The organism is uncultured Jatrophihabitans sp., from assembly GCF_964246335.1.
Taxonomy (GTDB): Bacteria; Actinomycetota; Actinomycetes; order Mycobacteriales; family Jatrophihabitantaceae; genus Jatrophihabitans.
In genome coordinates, this window is record NZ_CAXTQF010000001.1 from 20,838 (window position 1) to 31,122 (window position 10,285).

The window sequence follows — 10,285 nt, forward strand, 5'->3', positions numbered from 1 at the left end:
CCTGCTTACTCGCGCGGCCGTTGCGACCTGAGCTCCGCTCGTAAAGCGGTCAGTGCCTTCTCGGCGGCGGCCGATTGTCGCGGCCCGACCGTGTCGACCCAGCGTTCCCGGATGCGGTCGAACGCATCGCTGCCGACCGTGATGGCACGCCGCCCGAGATCGGTCAGCTGCACGTTCTTGCGTCGCGCGTCGCTGTCGTCCGAGTCGCGTACGACGTAGCCCAGACCCTCGAGTATCGCGATGGTCTTGGTTGCCGCCTGCCGGGTCACGCCGAGGCTGCGGGACAGGGCGGCAGCGTTGGTCGCACCGCTGTCGATGGCCTGCATCGCGAACTCGTTGGCCACGGTCAACCCCGGGTGGCCGCTGCGTGCCAGCTCGGCAAGCACCTCGTCGACCATCGCCCCGAACGTCTCGAACAGGAGAGTGGCCAGTCGGGCTCCGGCGCCGGTCTCCATCGGCTGACCGTACCGAGCACGGCATTGACAACCTAGTTGCGCAATCCTAGATTGACAACCACATTGTCAAATAACCGTCCCAGGCCGAGGAGCCGCATGCACATCGCACCCAGCGCCGCGCAAGGTGCCACCATCGCCGAGGTCACCCATCACGTCGTCGAGGTCAACGGCACGACCCTGCATCACGTCGCCGCCGGCACGACGGGTTCGCCGATCGTGCTCGTGCACGGGTTTCCCGAATCGTGGTGGACGTTCCACAAGCTGATCCCGCTGCTGGCGCACACGCATCGCGTGTTCGCCGTCGATCTACGCGGCTTCGGCGACTCGGCCGTCGCCGGTGCGGACCACACCAGCACGACAGCCGCCGAAGACCTGTACGAATGGATCACCGGGCTCGGCGTCGGCCCCGTCCATCTCGTCGCGCAGGACATCTCCGGGGGCGCGGCCTATCGGCTGGCCGCAGCGCATCCCGAAGCGCTGCGTTCGCTGGTCGCCGTCGAGATGGGCCTTGCCGGCTTCGGGTTGGAGGCGCTGGCCGACGTCACCCACGGCGGCTCGTGGCACATCGGTGTGCTCGCCGACCCGCGCATCAGCACGATGTTGCTGGCGGGGCGCGAACGCGAACTGCTCGCCTCCTGGGCGTTCCCGTCGATGACCGCCGTCGAGGGCAGTGTCGACGACGCGGACATCGCCGAATTCACCCGGTGCTTCTCGCGCCCCGGCGGGTGGCTGGGCGCGAGCGGTCTGTACAGATCGATGCTGCGCGAGGGGTCCGAGCTGAGGGCCATGGCCGCCGCACGGCTCGAGCTTCCGGCGCTGGCCATCGGTGCCTTCGGCGGCCCGATGACCAGCTCGACCCTCGCCGAGATCACCGCCGGGCCGATCACCTCGGTGCAGCTCGACGACGTGGGCCACTACGTCGCGCTCGAAGCACCGCAGCGCGCCGCCGACGCGATCCTGCACTTCGTCGACACCGTCGACCACTGACCGGCGAAGGAGGGTGCGCGAACCTGCCGCGTTGCCCGTGCTCACTCGGTCGAGCTGGTGCGGCGCGCCGAGCGGCGCCGGGGTAGTCGCAACGCCTCTGCTCCGCCCGGGCCGTTCAGCTCGTCGACGTCGACCAGGGTCTGCCGTTCGCGTCGCTGCGTATCGGCGAGCTCGGACGTGGTGACGGCGCTGGGATCGAGGAACACCTGCGTGAGTTCAGGGAGCCGTTGACGCAGTTCACCCTCGATGTCGGTGCACACCAGCTGCACGCGCCGGGCGGCCAGGTCGTCCTCGAACTGCACCCGCGCGGCGAGCAGCACGCTCGACGGGCCCAGCTGCATGGTCAGGACTTCCTTGACACCGGTGATCTCGGGGCGGCTGGTGATCACGGCGAAGGCGGTGGCCCGGACGACCGGGTCGGCCGATTCGCCGATGAGCAGTTCCTTGGTGTCGCGCCCCAACACGACGGCCATGTAGCCGAGCAGGGCGGCGATCACGAGCGAGGCCACGCCGTCCCACGCCTCGACGCCGGTGATCTGGTGCATCATCGTTCCGACTGCCGCGGTCAGTACGCCGATGACGGCCACCGAGTCCTCACCGGCGACCGTCTTGACGGTGGGATCCGGGCTGCGCACGACGAAGGACACGACGCCGCGGTTGGCGCGCGCTGCTTCTCCGCGAACCTGCTTCGCGGCTTTGTGCAACGACGCGCCCTCAAGCACGAGCGACACCGCCAGCACGACGTAGATCATCACGAATTCGAGCAGGGACGGTTGCTCATCCGATGCGCTGGACACCAGCGCCGACACGCCCTGGTAGGCGGAGAACGCCGCGCCGGACAAGAAGATCCCGATCGCGGCCATGAGGGCGTAGAAGAACCGTTCCTTGCCGTAGCCGAACGGGTGGGTGGCGTCGGCCGGCCGCTCGGACCTGCGCAACGAGACCAGCAGGAAGACCTCGTTGAGCGTGTCCGCCACCGAGTGCGCGGCCTCGGAGAGCACTGCCGCGGAACCGGTGACCAATCCGGCGGCCAGCTTGATGACGGCGACCCCGATGTTGGCTGCCAATGCCACGACGACGGTGCCACGGGTCTCGCTGGTCACGGGCGGTGGTGGCCCTCGGTGTGGGCGGCGAGCGTCCGGGCGACTCTGGCGCCCACCTCGAGGTCCACCGTGATCGTGCATTCACCGCACCGCCGGGCGCGCGGCCTGGTCGGCCAGCCTGGCGCCGGCTGCGCGAAACCCACGCGGGTGCTCTGGTTCGAATGGGCAAGCCGGCCGGTCGCCGCGTCGTAGGCGTGCTCGACCAGCGGCGTGCGTGCGGCTCCGACCAGGGCGGGCAGGTCGGGGCCGAGGTAGCTCACGGCGACGATGAAGATGGGCGCCGCGCCGGATGCGTCGCTTGCTGAGTCCATCTGTCTCCTGAACGGTGAACGGTGGTTGGCGTCGTGATCGCGTATCCGGGGTCGTGCGGCTTGGTCGTGCGCCGGCCCGCCGGGTGGGGAGGGGTGGCGGCCGGAACCTCCCCCGCGGAAGATTCCGGCCGCCACGTGCGTACAGAGCAGCGACCCCTGTCGGCGGCGCCTGCTCGCTGCCGACATGCGGTCGTCCTCTGCTGGGCGCGGCGGCAACGGGTGCCGGCCGCACATCGTCGACCTCGGGTCAAGGTCCTCACCGGTTAGACACCGCGACCGGGCGAAGGTCGCAACAATTCTCAAGATCTTTGGGACGGACCCGCGTCGGTCGTCTCGATCTCGGCGAACGCGCGGCGACAACTGCGGGAAGAATCGCCGCGAACGTGGACGGATGCGGTCGGATGGCTTACTGTCAGTTGACGGTGTAAACAACGGCAGGATCGGCCGGAGTTCACCGCCGTGCGTCGTCATTGCGGGCCCATTTCGTCAGCCCTTTTCAGCGCACCCCGAGTCGTATGCGGTTGGGCCACAGCCGGATTACGAGGAAGCAGTAGTTGTGGCCGAGTCATCGGGTACTCGCGCGCTGGTTCGCCGAGCCCGCGGTGGTGACGTCGCCGCCTTCGAGCAACTGGCGCGGGAACACGCGTCGCTCGTGTTCGGCGTCGCCTTGCGCATAGTCGGTGATCCGCAGGACGCGCAGGACGTCGCCCAACAGGCGCTGCTGTCAGCGTGGCAGGGGCTCGCAACGTTTCGCGGAGAGGCGGCGTTCGGCACCTGGTTGTTCCAGATCACGCGCCGGCACGCCCTGAACAGCGCGACGCGATCGGCGCGGACCCCATTGTTCGATGGGGACGATGATCTGGGCGAGGCCGGTAGCGACCCTGCCGAGATCGCGTGCGAACGTGACAAGACAGCCGCCGTGCGCGCATCGGTAGCGGCGCTGCCTGCAGACGATCGCTGCGTCGTGCAGCTTTATCACTTCCACCGACTGACCTACAAGCAGATCGCCGTCGTCACCGACAGCACACCACCGGCGGTGCGCAGCCGGTTGTTCCGGGCCCGCCGCTCGCTGGCCTCCGCTCTCGTGGATCAGCGTTGACGATGGCTCGACCATTGGCAGGACGGGCACTACCGACCGACAGTGCTGTGATGATCTCGGCCCGCGTCCGCGACGGGTTGCAGTGATCATGATGCCGTGGGGGCGTGGCGCCACGCATCTATCCGATCTGCGCGCCGCACAACCTTGGGAACCGCGCACGACGACACCGCGCCAGGTGTGCCCGACGTGCGGGCACAACGGATCACGGCCGGAGGATCCGACGACGGTGTTCGTGCGGATGGTGCTACGTCGACCACCGCGGGTGCGCTGCGGCTATTGGCGAGCCGGGTACGGGGGTGATCGTGCATATTGCCGCTGCCGTCACCAGGCGCACCATCAAGCCGGCATCTTCTGACAGCAGCGTGCAGGGACCGGCTGAGCGCAAGTGGCGATTCGCCGATCAGAACGTTCCCGTGAGCACGATGTCGTCGGCGACCAAGCGGAGCTTGCGATTCTGCCGCTGACTGATCGTCTTCAGGACGCCCAACGCGGCCTCCTCGGTGACCTTCGAAACGGCCATGACGATGCCTATCGCCGCCCCGATCCGCCGCGACGACGCAATCGCGCCTTCCAGGTGGGCGTAGGCCATCTCACTCTGGATCAATCTGTCCTGCAGGTTCGCGATGATCTCGCGTTCGGACTGGTCACCGTCACCCAGCTCAGCGGTTCGCGCGAGCTGCAAGTCTGCACGCTCGTCGACTTCGGCGTCGGTCTGGCGAGAAATGGTCATCGTAAATTCCGAGAGACCGCTTTCCTGAGTCCCCGGCCGCTGCTCGTTGCTGCCCGAGTTTGCAACATTACGCTCGCACCCCCGCCGGTCGGAAGATGGCTGCGGTGATTAAGACGTCAGGTGGGATACGTCCGGTTGTGGGGTGCGCGGGCGGGCAACGGGGTACCAGACGGCAATGAGCGATACAACGAACCTTGTCGGTCAATTGCGCGCGCTGGCGTTGTTGACACAAACCGAAGCGCAGGTAGCCCAGATACGGGTTGGGCAGGCGCGCACCGACGCGGTTCGCCGTGAACTGACCCAGAACGGCGAGAACGCCGTGCAGCGCACCGCGCTGCTGCGGCAGGCGGTACGCGACCTCGGCGGGTTGCCCGACGTCGTCAGCCCGGCCATCGGTCGGCTGACCGGAGTCGTCAAGGCCACGGTCGAGCAGCCGCAGCCGCTGGATGAGGCGTTGCTGGGCGACCTCGCACTCGAACATCAACTGCTTGATCGGGCACGCTATGTGAAGGTTCTCGCCGAGGCTGCCGGCGAGCGCGCGATCGTCAAGCTGGCCGATACGTTGATCACCGCGCACTCGGCCACCGTCCAATGGTTGACGATCGTCCTTGCCGAGTACGCGTTGGGCGGCCCCGCCGCCCTGCGCGCTACGCCGATCCAGCGCGTCGCAGGTGGCGCATCGCGGGTCGCGAACCTGCCCGTGCGCTACGCCACGGACACGGTCAACCGGACTGTGCAGGGCGTGCAGCAGACCACCGAGCAGACTCGTATCCGCCTGACGGCCGTGGCCGACAAAGCGAGCCAGTTCACCGGCGCTGTCCGGGAATCGCTGGCCGTCGGGCGCAACGCATCACTGGAACGTGGCGAGAAGATCGCTCGCAGTGACGGCGACACCGACGCCGCCGAGGCGATTCACCAGACCCGCCGTCAACTCGGGGCCTTAAGCGCCGCGGAGCTACCGATCAAGCACTACGAGACGCTGTCCGTGAGTGACGCAGCGAAGGCCGTGAAGGGCCTCAAGCAGGTCGAGGACGTGCGCGCTGTGATCGCCTACGAAGAGGCGCACTCGGACCGTAGCGGCGTGATCAACGCTGCGCAGACCCGGGTCGCCGCCATCGCGAAGGAAGCCGTCGGTATCGCGTAGACCCGAACACGACAAGGCCCCACCTACGGGTGGGGCCTTCGTCGTCCCGGTGGCGATTCACGGCTTCGTCAGCGTGGCGACGATCACGTCGGATGAGCCGTGACCACGATGTTGTCGCGATAACTGCGGGTCGCCTCGTCGAAGGGGCCACCGCAGGTGATCAGGACGAGCTTCGGCGGCCCGGCTGCATCGAACAGGCTCGCTCGAAGCCCGGTGGTTTTCTTGACGTCGGTCAGCGAGTCGACGCGATACGCGATGCGCTTTCCGCCGGCGATGCCGACGTCGATGCGGTCAGCACGCCTGACCCGGTCGAGGTGGAAGAGGGTTCCCGGCCCGCTCCGGGCGCTGTCGACGTGACCGACGATCACGGTCGAGCCGACAGCCGACCCCGGCGCGGCGCCGACGGCCCACCAGCCCAGCTGGGCCGGGTCGACGGGAACGTCGATCTGACCGTCGGACGACAGCACAGGCCGGACTCGGCCATCGATGTGCAGACGGGTGATGACGACACGCACCGGCGGCCCGCTGCCGGTACCCACTCCCGGCGCGCTGGCGGTGGGTACCGCCGGCCCGCGAGTCGTCGGCTGCTGGGTCCGGGGGGATCCGGTGGCCGTCGTGGCCGGGGTGGCCGCGAACGGGTGCGGGAGTGCCCGCGGCGCCTGGCTGGTTCGCAGCGTGACGACGATGACCGCAACGCCGGCGCCGATCAGCACCGTGGCCAAGACCCCGGTGCGCCGGCGCCGGCGTCGCACGATCACTGCTGGGGGTACCGGCGTCGACGCACTGCTGCACCCAGGCCGACGACGATCAGCAACGCGCCCGCGCCGATGCCGAGGTCACGCTCGGTGGCAGACGTGACGTTCGTGGCCGCCGCGCCGCCGGTGCCGGCCGGCACCGTCGTGGCCCGACCACCCAGCGCCCGCACCTCGTCCTGCGCCATCCGTAGGTGCATCGACGCGATCCCGATGTAGTACTTCGTGTACGTGCGTAGCCCGGCGTTGCTCGTCGAGTCGAGCTCCTGCCGTGCACCTGCCAACGCCTGCTCATGTGCGGTGACCTGCGCTTGCGCGTACATGAGGTCGAACGAGCCCGCCGGGGCGCTCTTCAGTGCAGCCGCGACGGACAGTTGCATCTGGTTCGGCGAATCCGGCACCGAGGCGCCCGCCTTCTTGGCCGCCGCGGTGAGCTTCGCCTTTGCTGTCAGGTGATCGGACAACGTCTTCGTGGCGATGGCGTGCGTCGCAGCATCTTGCGCTCTCGACCCGGCGAGGTGTCCCAGTGAGATCTCGGCCAGGTTGGACTGCTGGTTGGCCACCACGAAGGCGGCGTCGGCGGGGGCCGCGGCCTGCGCGGGCGCAGCGTCGGCGGCCTGGACGAGAAGCGTCGCACCCGAGGCGAGCGCAGTGGCGGCGACGGCGGATGCCGTCTTCTTGAGGCGGTTCATGAGTCCTCCGGGACTACCGCGGCACAGACGTGTCGCGCTGAACACGCGTCCGTCGAGCGAGGCCGGCGTCGACACGTGTTGTCGTCACGCCTTTGCTCGACGCCTTCGACGGCAAGCCGTCGTACTCCGTGTTTCCCCACCCGGTTCCGGCGCATCACCTGGGTCGCCCACGTGAACCCACCGAGGCACCGACTGCGACGGCGCTACCCGACTGCGTGCGCCACCGGCGCTCGCCTCGACTCAGCGCGTCGCGCGGCGGCGTAGCCCGGACAGCACGGCGGCGGGCCGCTGCTGCTCGCCGGCGAACGAGCTGACCACGATGAGCCCGCCCGTCAGAGCAGGAATGAGCCATTGCAACGCGGTGAGCTGGCGTGCTGCGCCGGCCACGTCACCGGGTGCTTGCGGCTGCTCACGTGTGCCGTCGTGCATCGGCGGGTTGCCCGCTGCCGCGATCTTCGCCCCTTGCGCGCGTGCATAGGCTGTCGCGCCGAGCGCTGCGATGGTCATGCCCGTCTTGACGAGCGCCATCTGGCCGACGCCGTGCTGTGCCCGGAGCCGGTCGCGATTGCCCGCCAGTTGACCGACACTGCCGGCGAGGTGCACGCCGATGGCTGCTGCGTTGACCGGTGTCCAGCGGTTCCAGCCGGCGTTCGCCACGGCACCGGCGTCGCGTGGGCTGCCGGCGGCGCCGGCCGCGGCGTTGAGGGCGACGGCGTTGGCAAGCGTGCCGCCGAACCACGCCGCGAGACCTACGTCGTGCATCGAGCGGGAGAGGGTGTCAGTTTTCACGTGTGCTCCAGGTGGGATAGCGGGGTGTTGTCCGAATCGGGCTGCGCGGACTGTGCTCGACGACGGCGGGGCCGATGAGCTGGCACCGCTGCGCGAGGTCCGCCGCCTCGGCGACGTCGTCGGCGAGCTGAGGCAGATCACGCCCTGTCCGGACCGCGGCGTAGACCAGCATGGCGGCGGCGTCGTTCGCGGGACAACGCTCCCCAGCCGTCACGAACCGGATCGCGGCGGCGATGCGTGCGGTGTCAGCCGGGCCGGCAACCGTCTGGGAGCCGACGGCAGGTGTGCCAGGAGATTGGCGAATCACGTGTACTCGACCCTAGCGGGCGGTCACGGGGTCCCGGCTTAAGCGAATGCTCGCCTGCACAGCGCAGGTCCGGGTCGGCTGCTGTCCCAACACGGCAACGGTACCCGGCGGCGCGCGTGTTGTAGTCGGCCCGACATCAAAGAGCTGCGGGAGACACCCGGCTGTGTTCTCGCAGGTCCCTCAGCCGGCCCGTCCGGCAAGCCGGTCCGGCAGGAGCGGCAGCAGCCGGGCGATCGGGGTCCACGGCAGGGCGGGGACGACGGCGCGGCGCCGTTCGCTGTCGATGGCGGTCACGAGCGCGTCGGCGCCCTTGTCCAGCGTGGCCGTCAGGACACCGGGCGGCCGGCGGCCCTCGTTGATCGCGGTCGCGATGAAGCCGGGGAGCACCGTGGTGACCCGGATGCGTGACCTGCTCGCGACGAGCTCGGCGTGCAGACCTTGACCCAACGCGATCACCGCGGCTTTGGAGGCCGAGTAGGCACTGCTGGCACCGGGCAGGCCGCGGACGCCGGCGACCGACGCCACCAGCACGAGATGGCCGTCGCCCTGTTCGCGAAACACGCTCATCGCGGCGTCCGCCTGATCGAAGGCCGCGACCGTGTTGGTGACGAGCGTGCGCCGATTGACGTCCGCGCGGCCGGTGCCGAGGGCCACCCCGCCGCCGACTCCTGCGTTGACGACGACGCGGTCGAGCCCGCCGTGCTCGCGCGCGGCGGAGGAGATCGTGTCCGCCACGGAGTCGGGGTCGGTGACGTCGAGGGTGCGGACGTCGACGGTGGTGCCCGTGTCGGCGAGTTCGTGCGCCAGGGCGTCGAGCCGGTCCCTGCGCCGCGCGGCGAGCACCAGCGTGCGACCCGGCCCTGCCCATCGGCGTGCCATGGCCTCGCCGAGACCCGAGCTCGCGCCGGTGATCAGGATCCTGCTCCGCTCAGGCATCACGCGTCGGCGACCCGGGCGGCGACGGCCGAGACAGCAGCCCGCTGGGTCGAGGTCGGGATGGCAGCACCGATCCCTTCGAAGTCGAGTTCGGCGCCGACCTTCGTGCCGATCATGTCGACGAGGTCGATGAAGAGGTTGATCGTCTGACCGTTCGCGGTCAGCTCGAGCTGCGCAGCGAAGTTGATCTGCACATTGCTCGGCTGTTGGCTCGACCGCCCGGCCACGTGCGCTTTGATCTTTCCGATCTTTCCGCCGGCCGGCGTGGACTTGGCGATCTCGACACGCAGGAACTTGGTCAGGCAGCCGTCGGCCTTCGGCGAAGCCAACACCTTCGTGTTAAAGCGCTTATGCGCCGCGACATCGCGCGCCGGCCCGGCTTCCGAGTCGATCTCGTTGTCGCCGTTCTTGAAATCGGGCGAGTGCACCGTGCCGGCGTCGTTGTCGTCGGCCCCAGGCGGGATCGAGACACCGATACACCGCGCGAGGCGAGTATCGAGTTGTTTGTCGTCGGAATTGTCATCCGACGCGTCGTGCGGCGTCGCCTTCCAGCCGGTGGGCAGATCGCTCACGCGCAGCAACGCACTGTCGATCGCGCTCGTGCCGCTCGGCTCGGCCGCACTTGAGGAAGTGGGGGTAGCCGGGCCCGCTGACGTCGACGCGGGGCGCGATGTCGGTGTCGAGGACGATGGAGTCGTCGACCCGCGGCCGGCCGTGGAGCTGCTGCACCCGCCCAGGATCAGCGCAGCGATGACAGCTGTGGTTGACAAGGCCTTACGCACTCGATCTCCTTCGGACACCCGGCTGCGCCATCGCGGCGGCGAGAGCGTACGACACGATCGAGGGCGTTCACGGGCGACTGTGCACGCTGGACAGGTTCGTACCCGGCGCGTCGCCCTGCAGGGTGTGCACGGTCGGGTGCGCGTGGCGACGCTGCGGGTGGTTCGTCGGCGTGTCGACCCGCAGGGTCGCCACACGAC

14 protein-coding genes are annotated in these 10,285 nt (G+C 69.1%); 3 read left to right on the forward strand and 11 right to left on the reverse strand.

All coding sequences use genetic code 11. The features are described from left to right. Nucleotides 1-5: 5 nt before the first annotated feature. Complete coding sequence (locus ACFFCN_RS00105; RefSeq protein ID WP_375488490.1) at nt 6-455, reverse strand: MarR family winged helix-turn-helix transcriptional regulator; 450 nt, start codon at nt 453-455, stop codon at nt 6-8. Between the two features lie 96 nt (nt 456-551). On the opposite strand from ACFFCN_RS00105, the gene ACFFCN_RS00110 reads away from it, so the two are divergent. Beyond that, complete coding sequence (locus tag ACFFCN_RS00110; RefSeq protein ID WP_375488492.1) at nt 552-1,442, forward strand: alpha/beta fold hydrolase; 891 nt, start codon at nt 552-554, stop codon at nt 1,440-1,442. Nucleotides 1,443-1,483: 41 nt separating this feature from the next. On the opposite strand, the gene ACFFCN_RS00115 is transcribed toward ACFFCN_RS00110, so the two are convergent. Together ACFFCN_RS00115 and ACFFCN_RS00120 are read right to left on the reverse strand one after the other, a co-directional pair. Further along, the gene (locus ACFFCN_RS00115) at nt 1,484-2,545 is read right to left on the reverse strand and encodes a cation diffusion facilitator family transporter (protein ID WP_375488494.1); all 1,062 of its coding nucleotides are present in this window, start codon (nt 2,543-2,545) and stop codon (nt 1,484-1,486) included. After that, the gene (locus ACFFCN_RS00120; RefSeq protein ID WP_375488496.1) at nt 2,542-2,856 is read right to left on the reverse strand and encodes a hypothetical protein; all 315 of its coding nucleotides are present in this window, start codon (nt 2,854-2,856) and stop codon (nt 2,542-2,544) included. The genes ACFFCN_RS00115 and ACFFCN_RS00120 overlap by 4 nt, the downstream gene beginning before the upstream one ends. Before the next feature lie 556 nt (nt 2,857-3,412). Here ACFFCN_RS00120 and ACFFCN_RS00125 point away from each other — a divergent pair. Next, nucleotides 3,413-3,955: an RNA polymerase sigma factor gene (locus tag ACFFCN_RS00125; protein WP_375488498.1), complete on the forward strand. Its 543-nt coding sequence runs from the start codon at nt 3,413-3,415 to the stop codon at nt 3,953-3,955. Between the two features lie 400 nt (nt 3,956-4,355). On the opposite strand, the gene ACFFCN_RS00130 is transcribed toward ACFFCN_RS00125, so the two are convergent. Beyond that, nucleotides 4,356-4,685 (reverse strand): ANTAR domain-containing protein, encoded by a 330-nt coding sequence (locus ACFFCN_RS00130; RefSeq protein ID WP_375488500.1) that lies wholly within the window; start codon nt 4,683-4,685, stop codon nt 4,356-4,358. A 175-nt stretch (nt 4,686-4,860) separates the two neighbouring features. On the opposite strand from ACFFCN_RS00130, the gene ACFFCN_RS00135 reads away from it, so the two are divergent. Continuing rightward, a complete protein-coding gene (locus ACFFCN_RS00135) occupies nt 4,861-5,829 on the forward strand; it encodes a ferritin-like domain-containing protein (protein WP_375488502.1) in 969 nt (322 codons plus the stop codon). Between the two features lie 83 nt (nt 5,830-5,912). Here ACFFCN_RS00135 and ACFFCN_RS00140 read toward each other — a convergent pair whose 3' ends face one another. From ACFFCN_RS00140 to ACFFCN_RS00170, 7 genes are all read right to left on the reverse strand, one after another. Further along, nucleotides 5,913-6,581: a class F sortase gene (locus tag ACFFCN_RS00140; RefSeq protein ID WP_375488504.1), complete on the reverse strand. Its 669-nt coding sequence runs from the start codon at nt 6,579-6,581 to the stop codon at nt 5,913-5,915. Nucleotides 6,582-6,583: 2 nt separating this feature from the next. After that, nucleotides 6,584-7,273 carry a DUF4142 domain-containing protein gene (locus tag ACFFCN_RS00145; protein ID WP_375488506.1) on the reverse strand — a complete coding sequence of 230 codons (690 nt, stop codon included), beginning with the start codon at nt 7,271-7,273 and terminating at the stop codon, nt 6,584-6,586. A gap of 240 nt (nt 7,274-7,513) precedes the next feature. Beyond that, nucleotides 7,514-8,062: a hypothetical protein gene (locus ACFFCN_RS00150; RefSeq protein ID WP_375488508.1), complete on the reverse strand. Its 549-nt coding sequence runs from the start codon at nt 8,060-8,062 to the stop codon at nt 7,514-7,516. Beyond that, the gene (locus ACFFCN_RS00155; protein ID WP_375488510.1) at nt 8,052-8,234 is read right to left on the reverse strand and encodes a hypothetical protein; all 183 of its coding nucleotides are present in this window, start codon (nt 8,232-8,234) and stop codon (nt 8,052-8,054) included. The genes ACFFCN_RS00150 and ACFFCN_RS00155 overlap by 11 nt, the downstream gene beginning before the upstream one ends. A 315-nt stretch (nt 8,235-8,549) precedes the next feature. Next, the gene (locus tag ACFFCN_RS00160; protein ID WP_375488512.1) at nt 8,550-9,305 is read right to left on the reverse strand and encodes an SDR family oxidoreductase; all 756 of its coding nucleotides are present in this window, start codon (nt 9,303-9,305) and stop codon (nt 8,550-8,552) included. Next, nucleotides 9,305-9,877: a hypothetical protein gene (locus tag ACFFCN_RS00165; protein WP_375488514.1), complete on the reverse strand. Its 573-nt coding sequence runs from the start codon at nt 9,875-9,877 to the stop codon at nt 9,305-9,307. Before ACFFCN_RS00165 ends, ACFFCN_RS00160 begins: the two co-directional genes overlap by 1 nt. A 277-nt stretch (nt 9,878-10,154) precedes the next feature. Beyond that, a complete protein-coding gene (locus tag ACFFCN_RS00170) occupies nt 10,155-10,280 on the reverse strand; it encodes a hypothetical protein (RefSeq protein WP_375488516.1) in 126 nt (41 codons plus the stop codon). Nucleotides 10,281-10,285: the final 5 nt, after the last annotated feature.

Bases quoted from the DNA above. Each gene is read 5' to 3' on its own strand.
- ACFFCN_RS00105 (WP_375488490.1), bottom strand. From the start codon at position 455: ATGGAGACCGGCGCCGGAGCCCGACTGGCCACTCTCCTGTTCGAGACG.
- ACFFCN_RS00110 (WP_375488492.1), top strand. From the start codon at position 552: ATGCACATCGCACCCAGCGCCGCGCAAGGTGCCACCATCGCCGAGGTC.
- ACFFCN_RS00160 (WP_375488512.1), bottom strand. From the start codon at position 9,305: ATGCCTGAGCGGAGCAGGATCCTGATCACCGGCGCGAGCTCGGGTCTC.
- ACFFCN_RS00155 (WP_375488510.1), bottom strand. From the start codon at position 8,234: ATGCTGGTCTACGCCGCGGTCCGGACAGGGCGTGATCTGCCTCAGCTC.
- ACFFCN_RS00135 (WP_375488502.1), top strand. From the start codon at position 4,861: ATGAGCGATACAACGAACCTTGTCGGTCAATTGCGCGCGCTGGCGTTG.
- ACFFCN_RS00145 (WP_375488506.1), bottom strand. From the start codon at position 7,273: ATGAACCGCCTCAAGAAGACGGCATCCGCCGTCGCCGCCACTGCGCTC.
- ACFFCN_RS00120 (WP_375488496.1), bottom strand. From the start codon at position 2,856: ATGGACTCAGCAAGCGACGCATCCGGCGCGGCGCCCATCTTCATCGTC.
- ACFFCN_RS00130 (WP_375488500.1), bottom strand. From the start codon at position 4,685: ATGACCATTTCTCGCCAGACCGACGCCGAAGTCGACGAGCGTGCAGAC.